Below are 26,527 nucleotides of genomic sequence, written 5' to 3'. Positions count from 1 at the left end.
TGGGTCGTTAGCTCAGTCGGTAGAGCAGCGGACTTTTAATCCGTTGGTCGAAGGTTCGAATCCTTCACGACCCACCATCCATTTATCAAATCATTTTTAACCGGTTGGGTTGTTAGCTCAGTTGGTAGAGCAGCGGACTCTTAATCCGTCGGTCGAGAGTTCGAGCCTCTCACAGCCCACCAGTCAACATCTTATTTCTCCTGTTTGTTAAAAAATTTACAAAAAATTAAAATATTTTCAAAATTCTTGACTATATTTGGCGGTTATTATGGTAGAATATCCACAACTTTAAGTCGGGCATAAAAATGTTACAAAATATTCGTATTATTTTGGTTGAAACATCACACAGTGGGAACATCGGTTCTGCTGCACGTGCGATGAAAACGATGGGATTATCCAATCTCTATTTAGTATCACCAAAATCGGTGGATGAACAATCTATTGCATTAGCCGCTGGCGCAGATGACCTCGTTCGAAATGCCCAAATTGTCGATACTTTTGAGCAAGCAATAGAAGATTGCTCTTTGGTAATTGGTACCAGTGCGAGATTGCGTCATTTACAGAGTACGTTGATTGAACCTAGAGAATGTGCCGAGAAAGCCTGTGCTCATCAAGGCCAAGTAGCGATTGTGTTCGGTCGTGAGCGTGTTGGGCTCACAAATGAAGAATTACTTAAATGTCATTATCATTTAAATATTCCCGCTAACCCTGAATATTCCTCGCTAAATCTAGCGATGGCCGTACAGTTAGTGAGTTATGAAATGCGGATGGCATTTTTAGCTAAAGAAAGAGCGGAAAGTACACTTTCTACAATAGAAAATATCTATCCGACAGCACAAGAAATGGAGTATTTTTTTGCGCATACGGAACAGGTATATCAATCACTTGGTTTTATTCAAAATCAAGGTGTTATACAAAAGTTAAGACGGCTTTATAACCGTTCTTCTCTCGAAAAAAATGAATTAAATATTTTGCGTGGAATGTTAAGTGCGGTCGAAAAACGCCTTAATCTGCAAAAAGACTAAAATTGACTATCATAGTCAGATATGTAAACTATCCAAACGACGATTAATAGGGATGCTTTATGAAACTTACATCTAAAGGACGATACGCGGTTACCGCAATTTTAGATATCGCATTACACGCAGGGACAGATCCAGTTTGTTTAGCGGATATCTCAGAACGTCAAAATATTTCACTTTCTTATCTTGAGCAATTATTTGCAAAATTGCGTCGTGGTGGATTAGTAAAAAGCGTTCGTGGTCCGGGTGGTGGCTATCGTTTAGCGTTACCAGCAGATCAAATTTCTATCGGTATGGTGATCTCTGCCGTAAATGAGAACATTAATGTCACAAGATGCCTTGGAAAGGGAAATTGTCAAGGTGGGGTTGAATGTTTAACTCATTCTTTATGGCAAGATTTAAGTGATCGCATTACTGATTTTTTAGATCAGATCACTTTAGCAGAGCTTGTGGAGAAAAAATCAGGAAAACATAAAGCTCACAAAGATTTTGATGATTTGGTTGTTGTTAACCAATAATAGGAAAGTAGATCAAAGTGCGGTCAAAATGATGGCATTTTTGGTAGTAATTTAGGAGTGAAAATGAAATTACCAATTTATTTAGATTATGCAGCAACATGTCCAGTTGATGAACGTGTGGCTAAAAAAATGATGGAATATTTAACCATTGATGGTGTATTCGGTAATCCAGCATCTCGTTCACATAAATTTGGCTGGCAAGCTGAAGAAGCCGTTGATATTGCACGTAATCAAATTGCGGATTTGATTGGCGCAGACTCACGTGAGATCGTATTTACTTCTGGCGCAACAGAAGCAGATAACCTTGCAATTAAAGGTGCAGCGCACTTTTATCAAACTAAAGGTAAGCACATTATTACTTGCAAAACTGAACACAAAGCCGTATTGGACACTTGTCGTCAGTTAGAGCGTGAAGGCTTTGAAGTCACTTATTTAGATCCTGAAGAAGATGGTTTAATCGATCTTGAGAAATTTAAAGCGGCATTGCGTCCAGACACAATTGTTGTGTCAATTATGCATGTGAATAATGAGATTGGCGTGATTCAAGATATTAAAGCAATTGGTGAGCTTTGCCGTGCAAATAAAACCATTTTCCATGTAGATGCAACACAAAGTGTAGGTAAAGTCAAAATCAATCTCGCGGAATTACAGGTTGATTTAATGTCAATGTCTAGCCACAAATTGTACGGACCAAAAGGGATTGGTGCATTATATGTATGCCGTAAACCGCGTGTTCGTTTAGAAGCGATTATCCATGGTGGTGGTCATGAACGTGGTATGCGTTCAGGTACATTGCCGGTACACCAAATCGTTGGTATGGGTGAAGCATATCGCATTGCAAAAGAAGAAATGGATACTGAAATGCCACGTATCCGAGTATTACGTGATCGTTTATATAATGGTCTTAAAGACATTGAAGAAACCTATGTAAATGGTTCAATGGAACACCGCGTAGCGAATAATTTGAATATCAGCTTTAACTATGTTGAAGGTGAGTCATTAATGATGGCATTACGTGATATTGCAGTATCTTCTGGTTCCGCGTGTACGTCTGCAAGTTTAGAGCCATCTTATGTATTACGTGCATTAGGTCGTAATGATGAATTGGCACATAGCTCAATTCGTTTCACTCTTGGTCGTTGGACCACTGAAGAAGAAATTGATTACACCATTAATTTAATGCATGGTGCAGTAGCGAAACTTCGTGAATTATCCCCACTTTGGGATATGTTCAAAGAAGGCATTGATTTAAACACTATTGAGTGGGCAGCCCACTAATTTTCAAGGCGGCTTGACCGCCTGATAGCAACTTATTTAGGAAAGGAAAAGAATATGGCATACAGTGAAAAAGTTATCGATCATTACGAAAATCCACGCAATGTTGGTTCAATGGACAAAAAAGATAATTCTGTGGGAACCGGCATGGTGGGTGCGCCGGCTTGTGGTGACGTTATGCAGTTACAAATCAAAGTAAATGACAGCGGCATTATTGAAGATGCAAAATTCAAAACTTATGGTTGTGGTTCTGCGATTGCTTCTAGCTCTTTAATTACCGAATGGGTAAAAGGCAAATCTTTAGATGAAGCAGGTACAATCAAAAACAGCCAAATTGCGGAAGAACTTGAATTACCACCGGTAAAAGTACACTGCTCAATCTTAGCAGAAGACGCAATTAAAGCCGCCATTGCAGACTACAAAAATAAACAAGATAAGTAATCAAAAGTGCGGTCGAAAATGACCGCACTTTATACTTAATATATGAGCGTCGAGAAATTAAGCTCTTAGAAAGGCGCAGTTGTCATGACGTTAGAGAAAAAAATTGCGATTGCTAGTGTGGCATTATGTTTGCTTACATCACTTGCATTTTCCATTTATTTGGTATTTGTAGCTTCCTATTTGGATGAAGCAGAAACTTCAGTTCGGATTCAGATATTTTTGGGTATCCTAGCTTTGTCTTGGGGAGCAATGATTGCATCGTTTATTTTATATACGAGATTACGTAGTGCAGCAGTATCAGCGGCAGCTTTGCTTGCATTTGCTATCTATGTGCTACTTATTTATTTATTTGTAAAAGATAGCGCTCCAGGTGGCGTATATATCTGGCTTGCATATTCTGTTTGGTGTGTAGTTTGCTTTGGATTATCAATTTTAATAGTGCTATTTAAGCCGACAATTTTTACTTGCTCAGCAAAATCAGCATTTTTCTCAACACTCATTATCAACGCAGCTTCTTTATCAATTGTGATACTTTAGACTATGTAGGAACAATTTATGTCTATGACATTAGAGAAAAAAATTGCCATTGCTAGTGTGGTATTATGTTTGCTTACACCACTTGCACTTTTGCTCTATTTTGAGTTTACAAATTCCTATGAGATTAAAATCTCACTTCGGATTCAGTTATTTTTTCGTAACCTAGTAGTTTGGTTTTGGAGCCCAATGATCGCATCATTTATTTTATATACGAGATTACGTAGTGCTGCTGTAACGGCTTCAGCTTTATTGGCTTTTACTCTTCATGCATTACTTTCTTATTTACTTGCAAAAGATGGCGGTTTAGGTGGCGAATTTATCTGGCTTCTATATTCTGTTTGGGGGGCGGCTTGTTTTGTATTGTCAAGTTTAATTGTGCTCTTTAAGCCTGCAATTTTTATCCGCTCCGCAAAATCAGCATTTTTCTCAACACTCATTATCAACCTATTGGCGGCACCTTTAGCAATAATGATATTTAAAACTATGTAGGAATAGATCATGTCTATAACATTAACTGAAAAAGCAGCAGAACGAGTTCACACTTTTCTTGAAAATCGTGGAAAAGGCATTGGTTTACGCTTAGGTGTGAAAACATCAGGTTGTTCGGGTTTAGGCTATGTGCTTGAATTCGTGGATGTGCTCAATGATGACGATCTTGTTTTTGAGCAGCATGGCGTAAAAGTCATAGTCGATCCAAAAAGCTTGGTTTATTTAAATGGCATTGAGCTAGATTACGTTAAAGAAGGCTTGAATGAAGGCTTTAAATATAACAACCCGAACGTGAAAGAATCTTGTGGTTGTGGTGAAAGTTTCCACGTTTAAGGAATAGAAATGACAAATCCTTTTGCTATTTTTGATTTACCAGTTGCTTTTAATGTTGATCAAGCCCTTTTGTCTGAACGCTATTTAGTGCTTCAAAAGAGCTTGCACCCTGATAATTTTGTTACGGCAGATGCGCAAGAACAACGTATTGCAATGCAAAAGTCGACAGAAGTTAATGATGCATTAAAAACCTTGAAAGACCCGATTCTACGCGCAGAAGCGATTATTGCGTTAAATACGGGAAAAGTACAGGATTTAGAGCAAAAGAGCACACAAGATATGGCATTCCTAATGCAGCAATTAGAATGGCGAGAAGAGCTCGAAAATATTGAGCAAAGCCAGGATGAAAATGCATTAGAATCCTTTGCAAAACGCGTTAAAAAAGAAACAAAAGAAATGTTGACCGCACTTGAAGAACAACTAAATGAGCAACAATGGTCAACTGCTGCACAGCTCTGTGATAAATTACGTTTTCTAAAAAAATTGGCGGATGAAATTAGCCAAGTAGAAGAACGTCTATTTGAATTATAATCTTGAGGGCGTTTAATACGCCCTTTTCGCTATTGATAAATGGGTAATTGCCCTCATACTAATGAAACTCGATTATGCAAACTTTAGAACAACTGACTGATGCCTCAAAATCTGCTTGGGGAACCATTTTCCAATGGATTGAGCATGCTCGTAATCATTGTGATGTGATTAAAAAAGATCAATCTAGTGCAGAACGTGAGCTTTTCACCATGCAAATGCCCACTTCTTCTCCTATGGGGGCGGTTATTTATGAAACCGGTGGTATTTTAATCCATCATGGTTGGTTACGTATATTAGGGTCAGGTAGTTTTAAATTACCACGTGGATTAATGGACTGGAATTTCAGCAAATCCTTTAATCAATCAGGTGATAAACCAAAATATTTGCTCGTTGCAGATGATGTCATTGGTGGTTATTTTGCCTTAAATGGTGGTTCTTTAGGTTCTAATCTCGGTAAGATTTATTATTTTTCGCCAAAAGATTTAACTTGGCATGATTTAAATTTTACCTATACGGATTTCTTGGCTTGGGCATTAAATGGTGACATTGAAGCATTTTACCAAAATCTGTTTTGGCAAAATTGGCAAGAAGATGTAAAACAACTCGATGGTAACCACATGATTGTTTTTACACCAGAGCTTTCAGAAGATAAGACGACTGATATTAATCAGCGTGAACGATGCGAAGTCAACATTGAAACGCATTACAATGCAAGTTTCACCGAACAAGATAAATTTGCACAAGCTTATTCAGTGGCATAGCGAGCCCTTAACGAATTAATTATTAGAGATAAAAAGAGATATGGCATTACTCCAAATTGCAGAGCCAGGACAAACGGCAGCACCCCATCAACATCGTCTTGCGGTAGGGATTGATTTAGGTACAACAAACTCTTTAGTTGCGGCTGTACGTAACGGTCAAGCCACCATTTTAAATGATGAACAAGACAGAAGCCTTGTCCCTTCAGTCGTTTATTATGGTGAAAATGAAAAACTTGTGGGTACTGAAGCATTTGCAAAAGCTGCAATTGATCCTAAAAATACGATTATTTCCGTAAAACGTTTGATTGGACGTAGTCTTGCCGATGTGCAAGCTCGTTATACAAACTTGCCCTATGAGTTTGTGGCAAGTGAAAATGGGTTACCATTATTGGTCACGCATCAAGGCAAAAAAAGCCCAATTGAAGTCTCTGCGGATATTTTATCTCGTTTAAATCATATTGCAGAACAACGCCTTGCAGGTGAGCTTTCTGGTGTGGTGATTACCGTACCCGCTTATTTTGATGATGCTCAACGCCAAAGTACGAAGGATGCAGCACGTCTTGCAGGGTTGAATGTATTACGTTTATTAAATGAACCCACTGCAGCAGCAGTCGCTTATGGCTTAGATAGCGGAAAAGAAGGCGTCATTGCTGTGTATGACTTAGGTGGCGGTACCTTTGATATCTCAATTTTACGTTTATCTAAAGGCGTATTTGAAGTGTTAGCAACAGGTGGGGATACCGCTTTAGGTGGTGATGATTTTGACCATTTAATTGCCGATTGGATTGTTGAGCAAGCAGGTATTCAACCACAAAATGTAAATGAGCAGCGTGAGCTTTTAAGCTTAGCGACTCAGACTAAAATTGCTTTAACGAGTGAGCAAAGTGCGGTCATTTCTTGGCGCGGATTTGAAGGTGAGTTAAGTCGTGAGCAATTCAATGAATTAATCCACTCATTGGTAAAACGCTCTTTATTAACCTGTCGTCGTGCATTGAAAGATGCGCATGTTGAAGCTGAAGACGTACAAGAAGTGGTTATGGTTGGTGGTTCAACTCGCGTGCCTTACGTACGTGAGCAAGTGGGTGAATTCTTTGGTAAAACCCCATTAACCTCTATCGACCCAGATAAAGTAGTTGCCTTAGGTGCGGCAATTCAAGCAGATATTTTAGTGGGTAACAAGAATGACAGTGATATGTTATTACTCGATGTGGTGCCGCTTTCTTTAGGTATTGAAACCATGGGCGGTTTAGTGGAGAAAATCATTCCACGTAACACCACGATTCCAGTGGCTCGCGCGCAAGAATTTACCACCTTTAAAGATGGTCAAACAGCGATGACGGTACATGTGGTACAAGGTGAGCGTGAGTTAGTGGATGATTGCCGCTCTTTAGGTCGTTTTACATTGCGTGGTATTCCGCCAATGGTGGCGGGTGCTGCACATATTCGAGTAACTTATCAAGTGGATGCAGATGGCTTATTAAGTGTGACCGCCATGGAAAAATCCACTAAAGTCCAAGCATCGATTCAAATTAAGCCTTCTTATGGTTTAACGGATGAAGAAGTAACGGCAATGATTAAAGCTTCTTTTGATAATGCACAAGATGATATGCAAGCCCGTGAATTAGCTGAGCAGCGCGTTGAGGCTGATCGTGTGATTGAAAGCGTGATTGTAGCATTACAACAAGATGGGGCTGACTTATTAACCGAAGCCGAATTCCACCAAATTGAAAATGCATTGAAACAACTAATGGATGTAAAAGAAGGCGCAGATCGTCATGCTATCGTTCAGGGAATCAAAGCCCTTGATGTCGCGACTCAAGAATTTGCGGCAAGACGAATGAATAAATCCATTAATCAAGCGCTTACAGGTAAATCTGTATCTGACATTGAGCAATAAAGTGCGGTTATAAATTAACGAGTTTTTTATATTGAGGAAAGTAATATGCCAAAAGTGATTTTTTTACCGAATGAAGAATTCTGCCCAGAGGGTATGGTGGTTGATGCAGCAGCAGGCGACAACTTATTAGAAGTGGCACATAATGCGGGCGTTGAAATTCACCACGCTTGCGATGGTTCTTGTGCTTGTACAACATGCCATGTAGTTATTCGTGAAGGGTTTGATTCATTAAATGAAGCCAGCGATCAAGAAGAAGATATGCTAGATAAAGCATGGGGCTTAGAAATGGATAGCCGCCTTTCTTGCCAATGTGTCGTGGGTGATGAAGATTTAGTGGTGGAAATCCCTAAATATAATATTAACCATGCAAATGAGGCAGCTCACTAATGAAATGGACTGATGCCCAACTCATCGCAGAAGAGCTGTATGATCGTAATCCAGATTTAGATCCTAAAACAGTACGTTTCACGGATTTGCATAAGTGGATTTGTGAACTAGACGATTTTGATGATGATCCAATGAAATCTAACGAGAGTATTCTCGAAGCAATTTTGTTGAAATGGTTAAATGAATACGAATAAGCCTGATTACACAGGCTTATTATCTTTTTAATTAGTTAACCTGATAGTTTTTGTATATAAAGTTGGTAAACTGGCAACATTTGTAAAACATGGAGTTTTTGCTGATAGATATTGACATAAGCATCAACAGCAGGTTTTACTAAGTGGTAGTAGTTTTGTTTTCCATTTTCTTCTGGACTCCATAAATAGTCATCAAAAGCAATAATACCATTATTTTTTACTAATTTATGGGCCAAAATAGCATCAAATAGTACATCTGGGGCTTCATGAGAACCATCTACATAGATAAAATCAAATTTTCCAGCTTCGCCTTTTGCTAATAGTTCAATCATTTTAGTATGGGAATATCCTTTATGTTTGATAATGTTAAGGGATTTTCCGCATTGTTTGGCATAAATCATTAATGTTTGAATATTCTCATTGAAAGATTGCTCAACAGAACCCATATCCCACTTTCCTTGGTGCTCTAATCCACCTTCCCAAGAATCAATACAATGAATCTCTATTTCATTATGGTATTTAAGCATTTCCTCAGTAAAAAAATGAGTTGAACGCCCTTCAAATGAACCAATTTCTAAGATTCGTTGAGGTGTAAATTGTTCAAAAATATAGGATAGAGAAGGGATATTGTGAGTAAACCAGTCAGTACTGAAATTGACAGTTAAATTATCTTTATTTACGTTGTTTGACATTTTAAATCCTTAGATTATATTAAATATAAACCGCACTTTATTACTAAAGTGCGGTTATTTTTATCGTTGTTTTTAATTATTTTTTCTTCGCGTATTTTAAGGAGTCGATAGCAACCGCGAGGATAATAATACTACCTTTAATGATATATTGCCAGTAAGGGTTTACACCGATGTAAGTTAAACCGTAGTTAATAACGGTGAAGATGATAACACCAGTGATTACGCCGATAACAGTACCCACACCACCGGCGAAAGATACACCACCTACTACGCAGGCAGCAATCGCATCTAATTCATACATGAAACCAAGGTTGTTGGTAGCACTACCGATACGACCTGCTTCTAACATACCACCGAATGCATAGAACATACCAGCAATCATGTAAATCACAACAAGGTTACGCGCTACGTTTACGCCAGATACTTTTGCGGCTTCAGGGTTACCACCGATAGCAAAGATATTTTTACCGAAGCGTGTTTTATTCCACATTACCCAAACTAAGAATGCACAAATTGCCGCATAAATAGTGATGTAGGATAATTTGAAAGAACCAAGTCTGAAGAAGCCTTGTGCGAAGTTAGAGAAAGATTCACTGAAACCTGCAATTGGTGAGCCACCTACGCCATCATAATAAAGTGAGTTGAAACCGTAAACGATGATCATGGTACCCATAGTTGCAATGAACGGGGTTACATTGAGATAAGCGATAACTAAACCATTCACTAAGCCGATTACAGCACCTACCGCACAAACAGTCAGGATAACTACTGGAATAGGAATTTCACCTAAATCTGGGAACACGCGGTTCATGTTTTCCATTGATTGTAAGAGGGTAGCAGAAATAACCGCTGCTAAACCTACTTGGCGACCAGCTGACAAGTCGGTACCTTGAGTGATAAGCAAGCCTGCAACACCAAGGGCGATAATGAGACGGACGGATGATTGAGTTAAAATGTTACTAAAGTTGCGAACATTCAAGAATGTTGGATCTTGTGCGATGATGATGCCAAGTAAAATCAACAACACAAAATAAATCGCATTTTGTTTTAAGAAATCGAATGATTTATTTTTTGGTAAGGCACTCATAATTTGTTCCTTTATGATTTATAAATATTTTGCGGCAAGTTGCAAAATTTCTTCTTGAGACGTTTTTGCCGTTTCAACGATGCCGGCAACACGACCATTACTCATGACCAAAATTCGGTCTGTTACGCCTAATAGTTCCGGCATTTCTGATGAAATCATAATGATGCCTTTATCTTTTTTAGCGAGTTCTTGAATGAGCTGATAAATTTCAAATTTTGCCCCAATATCAATACCACGAGTTGGTTCGTCGAGCATTAAGATATCTGGTTGGGTTAAAAGCCAACGGCCGATAATGACTTTTTGTTGGTTACCACCAGAAAGCGAGCCGATTGTTGTTTTGTGAGAAGGTGTTTTCACGTTCATCGCATCAATCACCCATTGTGTATCGCTCGCCATTTTTTTGTTGCTGAGCAATTTCCATGGGGTGAGGTAAGATTTCATATTTGAAATCAAAGAGTTAAATTCAATACTTAGGTTTGAATAAATCCCGGTTGAACGACGTTCCTCAGTCACCAAAGCAAAACCGTGGTTAATCGCCTCAAGTGCGGTATGATTTTTCACGATTTTTCCGTTGAGTTTGATCGTCCCTTCTTTTAATTCGCGTACACCAAAAATAGCTTCAACAATATCGGTTCGTTTTGCACCAACAAGACCTGCAATACCTAAAATTTCACCTTTGCGTAAATTAAAGGAAACATCTTGAATAGAAGGTTGATTCACCGCAGTTAAATGTTCCACTTCAAGCGTGATTTCTTTTGGTACGTTAGTTTTTTCAGGGAAACGTTGTGTTAATTCACGGCCAACCATCATTGAAACAATTTCTTCCATGGTGGTGCCTTTAACTTCAACGGTATTGATCCATTTACCATCACGAAGAATGGTGATTTCATCACAAATTTTGAAGATTTCATCCATTTTGTGTGAAATATAGATAATGCCACAACCGCGATCTTTTAATTTTTGAATAATTTTGAAAAGATGCTCCACTTCTTTTTCTGAAAGTGAGGATGTTGGCTCATCCATAATTACGATTTTAGCGTTATAAGAGAACGCTTTCGCAATTTCGATCATCTGCATTTGTGAAACGGAAAGTTTGGCCACTTTTTCTTTTGGATCAACATCAATATCCAATTCATCGAAAATCGCTTTGGTATCACGATACATTTTGGCGTGATCCACAAAAGGACCTTTAAGTGGGTAGCGACCCAACCATAAATTATCCATTACACTGGTTTGACGCACCAAGTTAAGTTCTTGGTGAACCATTGAAATCCCATTTTCAAGGGCTTCTTTTGATGTTTTAAAATCAACAGGTTTGCCTAAGAATAAAATTTCACCTTCGTCTTTTGCATAAATTCCGAAGAGGCATTTTAATAATGTAGATTTACCCGCCCCGTTTTCGCCCATCAAGGCGTGAACAGAGTGAGAACGAACTGTTAGATTGGCGTGATCAAGGGCTTTTACACCGGGGAAAGACTTACTGACATCCGTCATTGTCAGTAGTACATCACTGTCTTGGGTTTGAGTTGTCATATCCAACCTCATCAAAAAAGGGGAAAGGGAATTTGGGTTTCCTTTCCCCTAAAATTAAAGAAAAGCAATAGATTTTCTTATTTTAAGAATTCACTTAGGTTATCTTTATCTACACCAACATAAGGGATACGTACCACACGGTTTTCTAATTTCCATTGTGTACCTTCTGTTGCAGCTTTACCGTTAGCAAGGTTTGCAGAAAGTTGAACAACTGCTTTACCTTGGTTAACGCCATCGTTTAACACAGTACCAGCAATTTCGCCTTTCTTAATTAATTGAAGTACTTCTGGTAATGCATCTACACCAAAGATTGGTAATTTTTTACCGTGTGCTTTGGTTGCTTCTAATGCACCTAATGCCATACCGTCATTGTTTGAAATAATCATTTCAATTTCGTTAGCTTTAGAGCTAGATAACCATGCATCCACTTTATCTTTAGCCATTGCTGCATCCCACATACCGGTATCAATAAATAATTGCTCGGTTTGGATACCTTTAGCATTTAATTGCTCAATCACATATTTAGTACGTGCTTCTGCGTCTGGGTGGCCTGGCTCACCTTTTAATAATACATATTGGATTTTACCGTCTTTGTTTAAGTCGAAGGCTGGCATTGCTTTCCATTGTTTCGCAATTAAGTCACCTTGGATTAAACCAGATTCTTTCGGGTCTGTACCAACATAGTAAGCGTGATCGTAGCTACCAATTGCTTTTGCACCTGGATCTTTATTGAAGAAAACAACAGGAATGTCATCTTGTTTAGCTTTCTTGATAACAGTTGAAGCTGCTGCTGGGTCTACTAAGTTAATCGCTAAAGCTTTTACACCTTTAGAAAGCAAACCATCCACTTGGTCATTTTGAATAGATTGTGCATTTTGAGAGTCATTCATTAATAACTCAATGCCGCCAAGCGCTTTCGCTTCTTTATCGATTTCTTTACGCATTAATGACATGAAGTTGTCATCATATTTATAAATGGTAACACCAATGCGGTTATCGGCTGCGAAACCTGAAGTTGCTGAACCTAAACCGATTGCTAAAGCGACTGCACTTAATACTGCTGTTTTTTTCATAAAAACGCTCCTATGTAGAGAAAGAGATTTTATTGTTGATTTTTTATATATCAAATAGAGGAATGTTGCGTACATCTATTGCAACTGAATTCATCATAACGAAATCAAAACTGTTAATCTGTGATCAAACTCACATAAATGAAAACGATTACATAGCAATGTTTAAATTTGTGATCTCCATCACGGTTTTATTGCATTTTCTACGGAAAAACGTCTCACCAATGTTGGATTAAATTGAACAACAGTAGGTGTGACAATAGACGAATCGACTAAACTTAACGCTAGTTTTGCTGCATAATTTGCCATTAAATCAATTGGATATCTAATTGTAGTGAGTTTTGGGATTAAATATCGAGCAATTGGCATATCATCAAATCCCACAATGGAAAATTGTTTCGGGACTTTGATATTGTTTTCATTTAAAACGGAAATTGCCCCCGCTGCCATTGTATCGTTATAGGCCACCACTGCAGTTAAATTGGAGTTGTAGCTCAATAAATCAATCATGGCTTTCTCACCGCCCTCAAAATCAGGCGAATTATGCACAATGGCTTGTTCTACAATGGGGAAGTTATGTGCTTCTAAGGCCTCTAAGTAGCCTTCCTTGCGCTCAGTTTCATCTAAAATACCGTGGTTGGAACCAATATAGGCGATGTGCTTATGGCCATAACGAATCAGTATTTCAGTGGCAAGATAGGTACCTTGGCGGTTATCAAGGCTGACGCAACGATTTTCATAACCTGCAATCACACGGTTAATCACCACCATACCGGGTACATTTTCTAAATAATGCTGTAACTCTTCGTCAGAAAGGGCTTTGGAATGAACGACCAAACAGCTACAACGCTTGCGTAGCAAGGTATCAATGGCTTCACGCTCTTTTTCTGCATGATGGTATCCAATGCCGATCAAAATCGTTTTCTGATGCTCTTCAGCGACTTTATCGACCGATTTAACCAAGATAGCAAAGAACGGATCCGTTACATCGGTAACCACCACGCCAATGGTATCAGTATTTTGTACTGCCAGAGCTTGTGCGTTTGCATTGGGTTGATAATTTAAGACTTCCATTGCACGTTGTACCGAATAACGGGTTTTTTCACTCACAGATGGGGAGCGATTAATCACCCGGGAAACAGTGGCAACCGACACGCAAGCTAATTCAGCAACATCTCGAATTGTAGGCATAACAGGGCTCTCATTCATTTTTTCATAGCAATTATCATAGTAAATTTGAATAAAATTGAAAGCGGTTACTTTCAAAAATGCTACATTCGTCACAAAAAAGTGATTGGATGAGCGGCTTATTTCCTGATTTTGTGATAATGATCACGGTTTATTTTTTTTAATTTGTTATCTTATGAGAAAATTTTTTGTAATCGTTTACATTTTGGAGCAAAAATATGAGCGAAACCGTATTTGAACCGACAGATCATCCACATCGTCGTTATAATCCGTTAATTGATCAATGGGTTTTAATCTCGCCACATCGTGCTAAACGTCCATGGCAGGGGCAACAAGAAAAAGTGAGTGAGGAACAAAAGCCAAGCCACGATCCAAATTGTTATCTTTGCCCGCGTAATAAACGTATCACTGGCGAACCTAATCCGGATTACCATAAACCTTATGTATTCAAAAATGATTTCTCGGCTTTATTAGAAGATACACCCGCGCCAGAGCAATCAGCCGATCCTCTTTTCCAAATGAGCCAAGCTCGTGGTGAAAGCCGTGTTATTTGTTTTTCACCAGATCACAGCAAAACCTTGCCATTATTGACCGCACTTGAAATTGAAGAAGTAATTAAAGTGTGGCAAGAGCAATTGCGTGAACTGGGTCAAAAATATCAGTGGGTACAGATTTTCGAAAATAAAGGCGCGGCAATGGGATGTTCCAATCCCCATCCGCACGGACAAATTTGGGCAAACAGCTTTTTACCGAATGAAGTCGCGCGTGAAGATGTTGCTCAACGAAATTATTATGAAAAACACGGCTCTGTACTTTTAGTGGATTACGTTCAAAAAGAATTAGAGAAAAAAGAACGTATTGTGGTGGAAACCGAGCATTGGGTTGCGGTGGTGCCTTATTGGGCGGTGTGGCCGTTTGAAACCCTGTTATTGCCAAAAGTGCATGTAAAACGCTTAACAGAATTAACCGAGGCTCAAGCTAAAGATCTTGCCGTGATATTGAAAAAACTGGCAACAAAATACGATAACTTATTTGAAACGTCTTTCCCTTATTCGATGGGCTTCCATGCAGCACCATTTAATGGTGAAGATAACGAACATTGGCAGCTTCATGCACATTTTTATCCACCGTTGTTGCGTTCTGCTACGGTTCGCAAATTTATGGTGGGCTATGAAATGCTAGGTGAAAGCCAACGTGACCTCACCGCTGAACAAGCAGCAGAAAGATTACGTGCGTTAAGCGAAGTACATTACAAAGAACGTTAAGAAATCCTTTCCCTCTTGAGTTAAGAGGGAGTGTGAAAGATAAAGGAAAATAATATGACTCCAGTCCAAAAATCCCAACACATTTTTACTCAAAAATATAATAAGCAACCTGAACTGACCGTGTATGCACCAGGTCGTGTGAATATTATCGGTGAACATACCGACTACAATGATGGCTTTGTAATGCCTTGTGCGATCAATTATGGTACAGCCATTGCGGGATCAAAACGTACTGATCATATTTGGAATGTTTATGCAGCAGATCTTGATCTTGAGGATACCTTTTCTCTTGATGAAGATTTCCCTCAAAGTGAGCAAAAATGGGCGAATTATGTGCGTGGTGTGGTGAAATTTATTCAAGAACGTTGTCCACAATTTAAACAGGGTGCTGATTTGGTCATTTCAGGAAATGTGCCACATTCTTCTGGTTTGAGTTCTTCTGCTGCTCTTGAAGTAGCGACGGGTAAGTTCTGCCAACAACTCAGTGATTTACCTTTAACACATACAGAGATTGCTTTAATTGGTCAAAAAGCTGAAAACAAATTTGTAGGTGCAAATTGCGGGAACATGGATCAATTAATTTCCGCTTTAGGACAAAAAGATCATCTCTTAATGATTGATTGCCGTAGCTTAAAAACACAGCCAACACCTGTGCCGAAAGATGTTGCTGTTATTATTGTGAACTCAAATGTACCCCATGATTTGGTGACGGGTGAATACAATACACGCCGTTGGCAATGTGAAAAAGCGGCAGAATTCTTTGATGTGAAAGCGTTGCGTGATGTGTCAGTAGAAGAATTCCAAAAAAGAGAAGCAGAATTGACCGCACTTAATTCTTTAGTGGCGAAACGTGCACGCCATGTGGTGACTGAAAATCAACGTGTGCTTGATGCGGTTGAAGCGTTAAAACATAACGATTTAACAAAATTAGGCGAGTTAATGGGGCAATCTCACGAGTCCATGCGTGACGATTTTGAGATTACCGTACCGCAAATCGATTATCTTGTTGAACTTGCTCAATTAGTGATTGGTAAAACCGGTGGTGCGAGAATGACAGGCGGTGGTTTTGGTGGCTGCATTGTTGCCCTTGCACCTCATGATAAAGTTGAAGAAGTGCGTAAAATTATTGCCGATAATTATGAGAAACAAACGGGTTTAAAAGAAGATTTCTACGTTTGCACAGCCTCACAAGGAGTGAGTCTATGCTAGAAAAAACGGCGTTCAATGCACCAGATGGACAGCCTTATCAACTTGTTCAACTCACCAATTCAAATGGCATGATGGTGCAATTTATGGATTGGGGAGCCACTTGGCTTTCTTGTAAAGTCCCGGTGAATGGTGAGTTGCGAGAAGTGTTACTCGGCTGCAAAGTGGAAGATTATCCTCATCAAACTGCTTATTTTGGCGCAAGCGTAGGACGCTATGCGAACCGTATTGCTAACGCCCAATTTGAATTAGGTGAGCAAACAATCCAGCTGGTTGCGAATCAAGGCAATCATCAATTACATGGTGGTAAAGAAGGTTTTGATAAACGTCGTTGGAAAGTGGAAGAGTGCGGTCAGAATTTTGTGCGTTTTTCCCTTGTGTCTCCCGATGGTGATCAAGGTTTTGAAGGTAATGTACAAGTCAATGTGATTTATACATTAACCGATGAAAATAGCGTAAAAATTGAATATGAAGCAGAAAGCTATAAAGATACCGCACTTAACTTAACGAACCACGCTTATTTCAATTTGGAAAATGCTGAGCAGGGTAGTGATGTGAGAAATCATACATTACGCCTCAATGCGGATTTCTATTTACCGGTTGATGGCGAAGGCATCCCAAATTCACCACTTAAGCATGTGGTGAATACCAGCTTTGATTTTCGTGTTGCAAAACCAATTGCACAAGATTTTCAGCAAGGCGATCAAGTGGTGACAAAAGGTTACGATCATTCTTTTATCGTCAATAAAGCATGGCAAAAGCCTTGTGTATTATTGACTTCCCCTAATGAAGATTTAAGCCTTGAAGTGCTCACATCCCAAGCAGCATTACAGGTATATACAGGAAACTATCTTGCCGGCACTCCAACTCGTGAAGGTAGCACCTATCAAGATTTCAGTGGCATCGCACTTGAAACTCAATGCCTTCCCGATACCCCTAACCACCCAGAATGGCAAAATTATGGCGGTATTCAAAAAGCAGGTGAGCGGTATTACCAGTGGACAGAGTTTAGGTTTAAGTTAAATAGTTAACCTATTTTATAATCTTATTAGATATAAATGATATAGTTCAACTTAACCAAGGTTTCAATAATATTATGAAAAAATTAATCTTATTTATAGCGATTCTTTTATCTGGATGTTCGGCTCATGATATTGCGTTGTCAATAGATAATGCTAGAGCCAAGTTGAGAACAGCAACCTCAGGCCTTAACCAAATTAACTATGGTTCTAAAGGGGTAATTTCTGATTCAGTTAAAAAAATATGTGCTTCTGATAAAGAGAATTATGTCACAGGTTTAATTACAGTTGAGGGCGTGCCAGTTCAATTTAATTCTCCAGAGTTCCTATTAATTACTCGTTATTACGGTGTTTTGCCTGGTGATTATATGGAAACAATCGAATATCAAAAAAGAGCATTTCTTTTAACGAAAGTTGAGGAAAATATTTATATTTTTAGTGATATAGGAAAAGAGCATGGATCTTACTATTATGAGTGGGCGAAAGAAAGAATAGAGAAACATCAGAAGGTTGAAATGCAAGGGATAATAAGTGACGTGTATCATAGAGATAAAGGTTGTCTTTTAATTCTTTCAGATATAGCTATTACGAAGGATTGATGAATATAGCTTATTTTCTAAAGTTTTGTGGTTATTTGTTTAAGAGCGGTTAAAAATTACCAAGTTTTTAACCGCACTTTATTTTCAGCCATTTAGCTTAAGTTTTTTGCGATTTTTGTCAAAATATGCTACTTTTTACACAGTCAATCCGACAGTAACACATTTAATTTTATGAACGAAGAACATTCGAGTAATCAAACTGAAACAACTAAAAAATCTTTCTTCCAATCACTTATTGGTCGTTTTTTCCAAGGTGAGTTGAAAAACCGTGAAGAACTCGTCGAAGTGATTCGCGATTCAGAACAAAACGATTTAATCGATCAAAACACTCGTGAGATGATTGAAGGGGTAATGGAAATTGCAGAGCTTCGTGTGCGCGATATCATGATTCCACGCTCGCAAATTGTATTTATTGAATCGAATCAAGATCTCGATGCCTGCTTGAATACCATTATTGAATCGGCCCACTCTCGTTTTCCTGTGATTGCAGATACGGATGACCGCGATAATATTGAAGGTATTTTGCACGCAAAAGATTTGCTTAAGTTTTTACGTGAAGATGCGGAAGAGTTCGAACTTTCCAAGTTGTTACGTCCAGTTGTGATTGTGCCGGAAAGTAAACGTGTCGATCGTATGCTAAAAGATTTTCGCTCTGAGCGTTTCCATATGGCGATTGTGGTGGATGAGTTTGGTGCGGTATCAGGTTTGGTGACTATCGAAGATATTCTCGAACAAATTGTCGGTGATATTGAAGACGAATTTGATGAGGAAGATGTCGCAGATATTCGTCAGCTTTCTCGCCACACTTATGCCGTGCGTGCACTAACGGATATTGATGATTTTAATGCACAATTTAATACGCATTTTGATGATGAAGAAGTGGATACCATTGGTGGTTTAATCATGCAAGCCTTTGGGTATTTGCCTAAGCGTGGTGAAGAAATCACCTTAGAAAATATTCAATTTAAAGTGACTTCTGCCGATAGTCGCCGTTTAATTCAGGTACGTGTAACCGTGCCAGATGAGCATTTGACGGATATGGAAGGCGTGGAAGAGCAAGCTTGAGTAAGTTACTCAGTTTGACCGTATTCTTAGCCCCCTCTTTGCTAAAGAGGGGGAATGTTTTTTTGTAGTATGGATAAAATGAATAAATTAGTCGTTTATCTTATAGCCCTGATTTCTGGCGTAATTGGCGTATTTGCCTTTTCTCCGTTTGATTATTGGGGATTAGCTTATGTATCGTTGGGCGGATTGCTTTTTGTGGCGAAAAATGCCAAAAAATCAACCGCACTTTTGGCCACTTTTTTGTGGTCGATGGGCTTTTTCTGTTTTGGTGTAAGTTGGTTAAATGTCAGCATTCATCAATTTGGTGGCGCTTCCCTTGGCGTGAGCTATCTCTTGGTGGGCTTACTTTCGGCCTACCTTGCACTTTATCCAATGCTTTTCACTTATTTAGTGCAGCGTTTTCAGGTACAAAGTGCGGTCATTTTTGCCGCGATTTGGACATTGACTGAATTCTTGCGTGGATGGGTGTTTACCGGTTTTCCTTGGTTACAATTTGGTTATACCCAAATCGACAGTCCATTTTTCGGCATCGCGCCGATCTTTGGTGTCACGGGGCTAACATTTTTTACCGTTTGGGCTAGTGCGGTCATTTTTAATCTTGTTTTTTCACTATCGAAAAAACAATGGAATTTAGTCGGTGTGAATGCATTGCTATTATTGGTTGTGGGTGGATTAAGTGCTTATGCAGGTAAGGTGAATTTTGTTCAACCAAAAGGAGATAAAGGATTAACCGTCACCCTTGCACAAGGTAATATTGAGCAAAATTTAAAATGGGATCCTGAATATCTTTATACCACTGTAGACATCTATCAAAAACAAATTTTGGCGCATTTAGGCACGTCTGATTTGATTATTTTACCTGAGTCGGCATTGCCAACTTTGGAAAATACTATTACACCATTTTTTGAAGCTTTAGATAAAGTTGCAAAAGAGAAAAACACGGAAGTGATGATTGGTACCGTATATCGTGATGAACAAAGCGGTAAATTATTAAATTCCATTGTGACGGCAGGGAATCTTGATTTCCCTTATGAATTAACAACAAAAAATCGTTACAGCAAACATCATCTCGTACCATTTGGTGAATATGTGCCGTTAGAAAGTTTGTTACGTCCACTTAATTCCGTATTTAATTTGCCAATGTCAGCGTTCCAAAGTGGCGATGCGGTACAGCCATCTTTTATGGCAAAACAACATGCTTTTGCGCCAGCGATTTGTTATGAAATTATTTTTGGTGAGCAACTTCGTGAAAATCTGAAAAAAGAAACAGATTATTTGCTGACTATTTCTAATGATGCATGGTTTGGTGATAGTATTGGCCCTTGGCAGCATTTACAAATGGCTAGAATGCGCGCGCTCGAATTAGGTAAACCATTAATTCGTGCAACGAATACAGGGATTTCAGTGTTTATTGATGCAAAGGGTAATATTGAAGCCCAAGCACCTCAATTTGAGGAAACAACGCTGACCCATAAAATGGTGCCAACAGAAGGCAAAACGCCTTATGCAGCATTAGGTAATTTACCTATTTATGTGTTGTCATTGATTTTTGTGTTATTACGTGGCTTCACGACGTTATTAAAACGCCGCTTGAACCTTTCACAAAAATAGCAGTCAAAACGACCGCACTTTTTTAACGTGAGGGAAAAATAAATTTCTTCTTATAAAACCAATGAGATTTTAATGAATAAAAATCTAATCGAAGTCAAAAACCTGACCTTCAAACGAGGTGAGCGTGTGATTTACGATAACCTGAATTTAAAAGTCCAACAGGGCAAAATTACGGCCATTATGGGGCCATCAGGGATCGGGAAAACCACGCTACTAAAATTAATCGGTGGTCAGTTGCATCCTGAGCAAGGTGAGATTTTGTTTGATGAACAAGATATTTGTCGTCTTTCAAATCGAGAGCTTTATGAAGTGCGTAAACGCATGGGAATGTTATTCCAATCAGGTGCATTATTTACGGATATTTCAACGTTTGATAACGTGGCATTTCCGATTCGCGAGCATACGCGTTTGCCAGAAAGTCTAATTCGTCAAATTGTGTTGATGAAATTAGAAGCGGTGGGCTTACGTGGCGCGGCAGATTTAATGCCTTCTGAGCTTTCAGGGGGGATGGCGCGTCGTGCAGCATTGGCTCGAGCAATTGCACTTGATCCTGATTTAATTATGTTTGATGAGCCGTTTACAGGGCAAGATCCAATCAGCATGGGCGTAATCGTGAGCTTAATTAAACGCTTAAATGAAGCGCTGAACTTAACGTCTATCGTGGTTTCTCATGATGTGAATGAAATATTAAGTATTGCAGATTATGCCTATATTATTGCGGATAAGCATGTGATCGCTGAAGGAACATCAGAACAACTGCTTGCTAGCCAAGATCCTCAAGTAGTGCAGTTCTTAAAAGGCGAAGCGGATGGACCGGTGAGATTCCATTATCCAGCAAAAGATTATGTGGAGGAATTATTTAAATGATCGTTGATATGATTTCTTCACTTGGACGAAGCGTAATCAAGTTTTTCCGTGCATTAGGCCGATCAGGCTTTATGTTGTTCGGTGCGTTAGTCGGTAAGCCACAAATTCGTCAACATTTTCCTTTATTAGTGAAGCAGTTATACGCATTAGGTGTACAGTCTTTATTAATTATCCTGCTTTCAGGTTTATTTATTGGGATGGTGTTAGGCTTACAAGGCTATGTAGTCTTGGTAGATTTTTCTGCAGAAACCAGCCTTGGACAACTTGTGGCACTGTCTTTATTACGTGAATTAGGCCCAGTAGTGACCGCACTTTTATTTGCGGGTCGTGCAGGTTCAGCGTTAACAGCTGAAATTGGCTTAATGAAAGCCACAGAACAACTTTCCAGCCTTGAAATGATGGCAGTCGATCCACTACGTCGTGTGATTGCACCGCGTTTTTGGGCGGGCGTGATTGCGATGCCAATTCTTGCGATTCTCTTTACCGCGATTGGTATTTGGGGTGGCTCGCTTGTTGGTGTGGATTGGAAAGGTGTCGATGCAGGTAGCTTCTGGTCAGTGATGCAAAATGCAGTGAGCTGGAGCTATGACATTCTAAACGGATTTATTAAAAGCGTATTTTTCGCCATTGCGGTGGTGTGGATTGCGTTATTCAATGGTTATGATTGTATTCCAACATCTGAAGGTATCAGTCAAGCCACAACCAGAACGGTTGTCCACGCATCACTTGTGGTACTTGGGCTCGATTTCATCTTAACTGCCATTATGTTTGGGGCAGGCTAATAGGGTATTTTTATGCGACAAACAATTAAATATGAATTTTGGGTAGGCTTATTTTTACTACTCGGTATCGCTGCGTTAGTATTTCTAGGCTTACGCGTAGCAAATGTACAAGGTTTTGGTGAAACAAAATCTTACACAGTGACTGCAACTTTTGACAATATTGGTGGACTAAAAGTCCGTGCACCACTTAAACTTGGTGGGGTAGTCATTGGTCGCGTGTCTGATATTACATTAGACGAAAAATCTTACTTGCCAAAAGTCAGTATTGCGATTAATGAAGAATATAAAGAAATTCCGGAAAACAGTTCGTTATCGATCAAAACATCGGGATTATTGGGCGAACAATATATCGCCTTAAGTATGGGCTTTGATGATGGTGAAACCGCAATGTTAAAAAACGGTAGCCAAATTCAAGACACTAAATCCGCAATGGTATTGGAAGATTTAATCGGCCAGTTCCTTTACGGTGATAAAAAATCAGACGGTAATGCTGACAAAGCAGAATCAGATGTAAAATAATAATCTTTATTTAGGAGATTTATGATGAAATTTACTCAGTTAAAAAAATGGTTTAGCGTAATGGCATTTGCAGTGACTGCACTTTTTGTGACTCAAACTGTACGTGCAGAAACAAGCCCTTATGTGTTGATGCAACAAGCATCAGATAAGTTATTTGCCGATATCAAAAACAATCAGGCAAAAATTAAAAAGGATCCAAACTATTTACGTACCATCGTGCGTAATGATTTATTACCTTACGTGCAAGTAAACTATGCAGGTTCTTTGGTGTTAGGTTCACACTTTAAATCAACCACACCAGAACAACGTGAAAAATTCTTTAAAGCATTTAGCGATTTTATCGAACAAGCTTACGCGCAAGTGTTAACCGCTTATACCGATCAAAATATTCAAATTGAACCGGCTAAAGAAGTAGGCGACAAAAACCTTGTAAGCATTCGTGTCAACATCATGCAAAATGGTGGACAAGCGCCAATCAAATTAGATTTTAAATGGCGTAAAAACAGTAAAACTGGCGAATGGCAAGCTTATGACATGGTTGCTGAAGGCGTGAGCATGGTTGTCACCAAACAAAATGAATGGAGCGGTATCTTACGTCAACAAGGTATTGAAGCATTAACTGCTCAAATTCAAAAATCTGCTGCAGCACCAGTGACATTGAGCAAATAAGCGAATGACTGCGTTAAAGTGGGATTTAATCCAAAATAATGATAAGATAGCTCTCCAATTATCGGGGGAGCTATCCCGCAACACGTTGTTACCATTATGGCAACAACGTGCTTCTTTTTTATCAGAAAAGCAAAACAATCAAAGTCTCATTGAATTTGATTTAACTGAAATCAATCGAATTGATTCTGCTGGTTTTGCATTATTGTGTGATTTTCTACACGATTGTGAGCAGTTACCAAATAAAAAAGTGCGGTTGATAAACCCTCCAGAACAGTTATTAACCCTTGCTGATTTAGTGAATTTATCTCATTGGATTAGCACTTTTATCGACCATAATTAAAACGGAAATCCGGATGGAACTGCAAGAAATTGAACGTATTTTAAAAGAAAGCCTGAATGTAGATGAGGTTTATGCTCAAGGTGAAAATGCTCACTTTGGTGTGATTGTAGTGAGTGACGAAATCTCAGCACTTTCCAAATTAAAACAGCAACAAACTATTTACGCGCCATTAATGCCTTACTTTCAAACTGGCGAAATTCACGCTTTAACTATTAAAACCTATACCACTGCAAAGTGGAAAATGGATCGTCTATTACATCAAGCAAGCTAGGATTTTCTATGGAAAAATTTCGTGTTTATGGCGGGCAATCTCGCTTAAGTGGTACTGTAACCATCTCAGGTGCAAAAAATGCTGCACTTCCTATTCTTTTTGCTGCAATTTTGGCAACTGAGCCGGTTAAATTAACAAACGTACCAGAACTAAAAGATATTGATACAACCTTAAAAATCTTACGTAAACTTGGCGTTGTAGCTGAGCGTGATGCTGAAGGTGCAGTATTATTAGATTGTTCTAAAATTGATCACTTCGTTGCACCATATGAATTAGTAAAAACCATGCGTGCCTCTATTTGGGCATTAGCACCGTTGGTGGCTCGTTTTAATCAAGGCCAAGTTTCTTTACCAGGCGGTTGTTCTATCGGTGCACGTCCGGTTGATCTTCACATTAGTGGCTTAGAAAAACTCGGTGCAACGATTGAGCTGGATGAAGGTTATGTAAAAGCGGTTGTTGCAGATCGTCTTGTAGGTACGCGTATTGTGATGGAAAAAGTGAGCGTGGGCGCAACCTTATCCATTATGATGGCTGCGACACTTGCGAAAGGTACTACAACGATTGAAAATGCAGCGCGCGAGCCAGAAATTGTTGATACAGCAGATTTCCTCAATAAAATGGGCGCTAAAATTACAGGTGCCGGTACTGATCACATTGTCGTTGAAGGTGTTGACTGCTTAACAGGCTGCGAGCACAACATTGTGCCAGATCGTATTGAAACCGGTACATTCTTAATTGCGGGTGCCATTTCTGGTGGTCGAGTAGTATGTAAAAATACCAAAGCGGATACCATGGATGCGGTGATTGATAAACTTCGTGAAGCAGGTGCAGAAGTTGAAGTTACAGAAGATAGCATTACATTGGATATGCATGGTAATCGTCCGAAAGCCGTCAATATTCGTACTGCACCACACCCAGGCTTCCCAACAGATATGCAAGCGCAGTTCACCTTGTTAAATATGGTGGCAGAAGGCACCAGTATCATTACTGAAACCATCTTTGAAAACCGCTTTATGCACATTCCAGAATTAATTCGTATGGGTGGTAAAGCTGAAATTGAAGGTAACACCGCAGTTTGCCATGGTGTTGAGCATCTTTCTGGTGCAGAAGTGATGGCGACAGATTTACGCGCATCAATCAGTCTTGTATTAGCAGGGTGTATCGCAAGTGGTGAAACTATCGTAGATCGTATTTATCACATCGATCGTGGTTATGAGCACGTTGAAGATAAACTTCGTTGCTTAGGAGCGAAGATTGAACGTTTCTCTGAAAAGAGCGAAGAAGTTTAATTAAATCCAGATAAAAAAGAGCGGTCAATTTTGACCGCTTTTTTATTTTCTATTCATTATTTTTTCGAATAATCTCTCACCCCAAAAATGGCCGTACCAATGCGTACCATGGTTGAACCGCATTTAATGGCACTTTGCATGTCATCGGTCATCCCCATTGAAAGCGTATCAATTTGCTGATGAGGCAAAGCGGCTTTAAGTTGTTCAAATAATTGTTCCATCAGGCTAAAAGCCGCTTCTTGTTCAGCAACATTATCTGTTGGTGCAGGGATCGCCATCAAGCCACGTAAACGTAAGTGCGGTAGATTTTCGATGTGTTTTGCAAGATCAAGCATTTCGCTTGGTTGAATACCTGATTTACTGGCTTCATCACTGATATTAATTTGAATTAAAACGTTCAAAGGCACTTTATTGGCAGGGCGTTGTTCATTTAAACGATCGGCAATTTTTGCACGTTCTAGCGTTTGCATCCAATCGAAATGTTCAGCTACAAGACGGGTTTTATTAGATTGCAATGGGCCAATAAAATGCCATTCAAGTTGAATATTCTGTGCTTCAAAATACTGAATTTTATCGACACCTTCTTGAACATAGTTCTCCCCAAATGCTTTTTGTCCGGCTTGGTAGGCTTCTAAAATCGCTTCATTGGGTTTCGTTTTAGAAACCGCTAATAACGTGACCGCACTTTCAGGACGATGTGCAAGTTGAGTGGATGTTTGGATTTGTTGATGAATGGTTTCGAGTGCTTGTTGAATTGTCATCATTTTCTTCCTGACCAATGTAAAACTCGTTTTATTCTATACCAAAGTAATGATTTTTAGAAAAAAATCTTCATTTTTTCGATTTTATGTTTGACAAGCTCGCGCTTTTTCGGTATTTCTAAACACATCTTTTTTTCAAGGTAAAAATACAATGAAAAATAACCGCACTTTCACTATTACCACCATTATTATGACCATTACGACAATTAATGGGGCGGGTTAGTGCGTAGCAAACAGGATCAGGAAAACCCGCATTCAGTCTAGTGCGGGTTTTTTAATATTTAAAAATCACAACATCTGAGGATATTA

General features: G+C 39.1%; 31 protein-coding genes, 2 tRNA genes and 1 other annotated feature. Of the genes, 27 read left to right on the top strand and 6 right to left on the bottom strand.

Annotated features, from left to right (window positions below; translation table 11 throughout):
* Position 1 precedes the first annotated feature (1 nt).
* The 14 genes from QP437_RS04345 to iscX all read left to right on the top strand — a co-directional run bounded on the left by QP437_RS04345 (position 2) and on the right by iscX (position 8,385).
* Positions 2-77, top strand: a tRNA-Lys gene (locus QP437_RS04345).
* A 29-nt stretch (positions 78-106) separates the two neighbouring features.
* Positions 107-182, top strand: a tRNA-Lys gene (locus tag QP437_RS04340).
* A gap of 123 nt (positions 183-305) precedes the next feature.
* Positions 306-1,025 carry a tRNA (cytosine(32)/uridine(32)-2'-O)-methyltransferase TrmJ gene (trmJ, locus tag QP437_RS04335; protein WP_285267064.1) on the top strand — a complete coding sequence of 240 codons (720 nt, stop codon included), beginning with the start codon at positions 306-308 and terminating at the stop codon, positions 1,023-1,025.
* A 59-nt stretch (positions 1,026-1,084) separates the two neighbouring features.
* Complete coding sequence (gene iscR / locus QP437_RS04330) at positions 1,085-1,540, top strand: Fe-S cluster assembly transcriptional regulator IscR (protein WP_054418259.1); 456 nt, start codon at positions 1,085-1,087, stop codon at positions 1,538-1,540.
* Between the two features lie 63 nt (positions 1,541-1,603).
* A complete protein-coding gene (locus QP437_RS04325) occupies positions 1,604-2,818 on the top strand; it encodes an IscS subfamily cysteine desulfurase (protein WP_285267063.1) in 1,215 nt (404 codons plus the stop codon).
* Positions 2,819-2,872: 54 nt separating this feature from the next.
* Complete coding sequence (gene iscU / locus QP437_RS04320; protein WP_285267062.1) at positions 2,873-3,256, top strand: Fe-S cluster assembly scaffold IscU; 384 nt, start codon at positions 2,873-2,875, stop codon at positions 3,254-3,256.
* An 84-nt stretch (positions 3,257-3,340) separates the two neighbouring features.
* Positions 3,341-3,793, top strand: coding sequence for a hypothetical protein (locus QP437_RS04315; RefSeq protein WP_285267061.1), 453 nt, complete (start codon positions 3,341-3,343; stop codon positions 3,791-3,793).
* Between the two features lie 18 nt (positions 3,794-3,811).
* Positions 3,812-4,282, top strand: a complete 471-nt coding sequence (locus QP437_RS04310; RefSeq protein ID WP_285267060.1) for a hypothetical protein — start codon at positions 3,812-3,814, stop codon at positions 4,280-4,282.
* Between the two features lie 9 nt (positions 4,283-4,291).
* Positions 4,292-4,615 (top strand): iron-sulfur cluster assembly protein IscA, encoded by a 324-nt coding sequence (iscA, locus tag QP437_RS04305; protein ID WP_285267059.1) that lies wholly within the window; start codon positions 4,292-4,294, stop codon positions 4,613-4,615.
* 9 nt (positions 4,616-4,624) lie between these two features.
* On the top strand, positions 4,625-5,146 hold the full coding sequence (hscB, locus tag QP437_RS04300) for a Fe-S protein assembly co-chaperone HscB (RefSeq protein WP_285267058.1): 522 nt from the start codon (positions 4,625-4,627) through the stop codon (positions 5,144-5,146).
* A gap of 74 nt (positions 5,147-5,220) precedes the next feature.
* Positions 5,221-5,907, top strand: coding sequence for a DUF2625 domain-containing protein (locus tag QP437_RS04295; RefSeq protein WP_285267057.1), 687 nt, complete (start codon positions 5,221-5,223; stop codon positions 5,905-5,907).
* A gap of 40 nt (positions 5,908-5,947) precedes the next feature.
* Positions 5,948-7,804, top strand: coding sequence for a Fe-S protein assembly chaperone HscA (hscA, locus tag QP437_RS04290; RefSeq protein ID WP_285267056.1), 1,857 nt, complete (start codon positions 5,948-5,950; stop codon positions 7,802-7,804).
* Between the two features lie 45 nt (positions 7,805-7,849).
* Complete coding sequence (fdx, locus tag QP437_RS04285; RefSeq protein WP_005696659.1) at positions 7,850-8,191, top strand: ISC system 2Fe-2S type ferredoxin; 342 nt, start codon at positions 7,850-7,852, stop codon at positions 8,189-8,191.
* On the top strand, positions 8,191-8,385 hold the full coding sequence (gene iscX / locus QP437_RS04280) for a Fe-S cluster assembly protein IscX (RefSeq protein WP_285267055.1): 195 nt from the start codon (positions 8,191-8,193) through the stop codon (positions 8,383-8,385). The genes fdx and iscX overlap by 1 nt, the downstream gene beginning before the upstream one ends.
* Positions 8,386-8,420: 35 nt before the next feature.
* On the opposite strand, the gene QP437_RS04275 is transcribed toward iscX, so the two are convergent.
* The 5 genes from QP437_RS04275 to QP437_RS04255 all read right to left on the bottom strand — a co-directional run bounded on the left by QP437_RS04275 (position 8,421) and on the right by QP437_RS04255 (position 13,958).
* Positions 8,421-9,077 (bottom strand): class I SAM-dependent methyltransferase, encoded by a 657-nt coding sequence (locus QP437_RS04275; protein WP_285267054.1) that lies wholly within the window; start codon positions 9,075-9,077, stop codon positions 8,421-8,423.
* A gap of 76 nt (positions 9,078-9,153) precedes the next feature.
* Complete coding sequence (mglC, locus tag QP437_RS04270) at positions 9,154-10,164, bottom strand: galactose/methyl galactoside ABC transporter permease MglC (protein WP_049373959.1); 1,011 nt, start codon at positions 10,162-10,164, stop codon at positions 9,154-9,156.
* An 18-nt stretch (positions 10,165-10,182) separates the two neighbouring features.
* Positions 10,183-11,697, bottom strand: a complete 1,515-nt coding sequence (gene mglA / locus QP437_RS04265) for a galactose/methyl galactoside ABC transporter ATP-binding protein MglA (protein WP_165816451.1) — start codon at positions 11,695-11,697, stop codon at positions 10,183-10,185.
* Positions 11,698-11,774: 77 nt separating this feature from the next.
* A complete protein-coding gene (mglB, locus tag QP437_RS04260) occupies positions 11,775-12,770 on the bottom strand; it encodes a galactose/glucose ABC transporter substrate-binding protein MglB (RefSeq protein WP_014064930.1) in 996 nt (331 codons plus the stop codon).
* A gap of 180 nt (positions 12,771-12,950) precedes the next feature.
* Positions 12,951-13,958, bottom strand: a complete 1,008-nt coding sequence (locus tag QP437_RS04255) for a substrate-binding domain-containing protein (protein WP_065244398.1) — start codon at positions 13,956-13,958, stop codon at positions 12,951-12,953.
* A gap of 215 nt (positions 13,959-14,173) precedes the next feature.
* Here QP437_RS04255 and galT point away from each other — a divergent pair, with 215 nt between their 5' ends.
* From galT to murA, 13 genes are all read left to right on the top strand, one after another.
* Positions 14,174-15,220 carry a galactose-1-phosphate uridylyltransferase gene (gene galT / locus QP437_RS04250; RefSeq protein ID WP_285267053.1) on the top strand — a complete coding sequence of 349 codons (1,047 nt, stop codon included), beginning with the start codon at positions 14,174-14,176 and terminating at the stop codon, positions 15,218-15,220.
* 54 nt (positions 15,221-15,274) lie between these two features.
* On the top strand, positions 15,275-16,429 hold the full coding sequence (gene galK, locus QP437_RS04245; RefSeq protein WP_285267052.1) for a galactokinase: 1,155 nt from the start codon (positions 15,275-15,277) through the stop codon (positions 16,427-16,429).
* Positions 16,423-17,457 (top strand): galactose-1-epimerase, encoded by a 1,035-nt coding sequence (gene galM, locus QP437_RS04240; RefSeq protein WP_285267051.1) that lies wholly within the window; start codon positions 16,423-16,425, stop codon positions 17,455-17,457. The genes galK and galM overlap by 7 nt, the downstream gene beginning before the upstream one ends.
* Before the next feature lie 65 nt (positions 17,458-17,522).
* Entirely contained in the window at positions 17,523-18,044 is a 522-nt protein-coding gene (locus tag QP437_RS04235) for a hypothetical protein (RefSeq protein WP_177989933.1), read from the top strand.
* 171 nt (positions 18,045-18,215) lie between these two features.
* Positions 18,216-19,109, top strand: coding sequence for a CNNM family magnesium/cobalt transport protein CorC (gene corC / locus QP437_RS04230; RefSeq protein WP_285267050.1), 894 nt, complete (start codon positions 18,216-18,218; stop codon positions 19,107-19,109).
* A 78-nt stretch (positions 19,110-19,187) separates the two neighbouring features.
* Positions 19,188-20,720, top strand: a complete 1,533-nt coding sequence (gene lnt / locus QP437_RS04225; protein WP_285267049.1) for an apolipoprotein N-acyltransferase — start codon at positions 19,188-19,190, stop codon at positions 20,718-20,720.
* 72 nt (positions 20,721-20,792) lie between these two features.
* Positions 20,793-21,587, top strand: a complete 795-nt coding sequence (gene mlaF, locus QP437_RS04220) for a phospholipid ABC transporter ATP-binding protein MlaF (protein WP_285267048.1) — start codon at positions 20,793-20,795, stop codon at positions 21,585-21,587.
* Positions 21,584-22,369, top strand: coding sequence for a lipid asymmetry maintenance ABC transporter permease subunit MlaE (gene mlaE, locus QP437_RS04215; protein ID WP_054418238.1), 786 nt, complete (start codon positions 21,584-21,586; stop codon positions 22,367-22,369). Before mlaF ends, mlaE begins: the two co-directional genes overlap by 4 nt.
* Before the next feature lie 12 nt (positions 22,370-22,381).
* Positions 22,382-22,888 (top strand): outer membrane lipid asymmetry maintenance protein MlaD, encoded by a 507-nt coding sequence (gene mlaD / locus QP437_RS04210; RefSeq protein WP_197541775.1) that lies wholly within the window; start codon positions 22,382-22,384, stop codon positions 22,886-22,888.
* A gap of 21 nt (positions 22,889-22,909) precedes the next feature.
* A complete protein-coding gene (gene mlaC, locus QP437_RS04205; RefSeq protein WP_285267047.1) occupies positions 22,910-23,557 on the top strand; it encodes a phospholipid-binding protein MlaC in 648 nt (215 codons plus the stop codon).
* Between the two features lie 4 nt (positions 23,558-23,561).
* Entirely contained in the window at positions 23,562-23,897 is a 336-nt protein-coding gene (locus QP437_RS04200; protein WP_014064941.1) for a lipid asymmetry maintenance protein MlaB, read from the top strand.
* Positions 23,898-23,910: 13 nt separating this feature from the next.
* Positions 23,911-24,168, top strand: a complete 258-nt coding sequence (locus QP437_RS04195; protein WP_005697151.1) for a BolA family protein — start codon at positions 23,911-23,913, stop codon at positions 24,166-24,168.
* A gap of 8 nt (positions 24,169-24,176) precedes the next feature.
* Positions 24,177-25,457: a UDP-N-acetylglucosamine 1-carboxyvinyltransferase gene (murA, locus tag QP437_RS04190; RefSeq protein WP_285267046.1), complete on the top strand. Its 1,281-nt coding sequence runs from the start codon at positions 24,177-24,179 to the stop codon at positions 25,455-25,457.
* Positions 25,458-25,513: 56 nt separating this feature from the next.
* On the opposite strand, the gene QP437_RS04185 is transcribed toward murA, so the two are convergent.
* Positions 25,514-26,218 carry a YggS family pyridoxal phosphate-dependent enzyme gene (locus QP437_RS04185; protein ID WP_285267071.1) on the bottom strand — a complete coding sequence of 235 codons (705 nt, stop codon included), beginning with the start codon at positions 26,216-26,218 and terminating at the stop codon, positions 25,514-25,516.
* Between the two features lie 164 nt (positions 26,219-26,382).
* Positions 26,383-26,497: a sequence feature (Thr leader region), on the top strand.
* The last annotated feature ends 30 nt before the right edge of the window (positions 26,498-26,527 follow it).

Source organism: Haemophilus sp. UMB1048 (assembly GCF_030218125.1).
In the GTDB taxonomy this organism is placed as follows: Bacteria; Pseudomonadota; Gammaproteobacteria; order Enterobacterales; family Pasteurellaceae; genus Haemophilus_D.
This window is presented reverse-complemented; position numbering and strand designations above follow the sequence as displayed.